This is a genomic window from Nocardia amikacinitolerans NBRC 108937, from assembly GCF_001612615.1.
Taxonomy (GTDB): domain Bacteria; phylum Actinomycetota; class Actinomycetes; order Mycobacteriales; family Mycobacteriaceae; genus Nocardia; species Nocardia amikacinitolerans.
Window position 1 is genome coordinate 1 of sequence record NZ_BDAU01000105.1, and the last position, 660, is coordinate 660.

Sequence of the window (660 nt, forward strand, 5' to 3'; positions counted from 1 at the left end):
AGTATGTCATTGAGGATGTGGGCGGGGGTGCGGAAGGCGTGGCGTTTGCGGGGTCGGGTGTTGAGTTGGGCGGCGATGTAGTCGAGGTAGTCGGCGGGGAAGATCGAGAGGTCGGTGCCTTTGGGGAAGTATTGGCGCAGAAGGCCGTTGGTGTTTTCGTTGGTGCCGCGCTGCCAGGGTGAGTGGGGGTCGCAGAAGTAGATGTCCAGGCCGGTGGCCATGGTGATGCGGGCGTGGTGGGCCATTTCGCTGCCTTGGTCCCAGGTCAGGGTGCGGCGCAGGAACCCTGGCAGGGTGTTCATCGTGGCGACGGCGGCATCGGCGACCGATTCGGCGGTGTGATCGGTAGGTAGGTGCAGCAGCATGAGGAATCCGGAGCGGCGTTCGACCAGGGTGCCGATCGCCGAGGCATTGTCTTTGCCGAGGATCAGATCACCTTCCCAATGTCTGGGCACGGCGCGGTCTTCGGCCTCGGCGCGACGTTCGCTGATGTTGACCATGCCGGGGATCCGTCGGCGGCTGCGTCGTTCGAGGCTGCGGTTCGGTTTGCGCATGGCCCGCCCGGTGCGCAGGCACGAGACCAACTCACGGCGCAGCCCACCACGTCCTTGCAGGTAGAGTGCCTGATAGATCGCTTCGTGGGACACCTGCATCTCCGGG

General features: G+C 64.8%; 1 protein-coding gene. It reads right to left on the reverse strand.

What is annotated here, in order from left to right:
- Positions 1–660 (reverse strand): IS30 family transposase (locus NAM01S_RS33660; protein ID WP_157108054.1); only part of this gene is annotated, 660 nt, incomplete at both ends.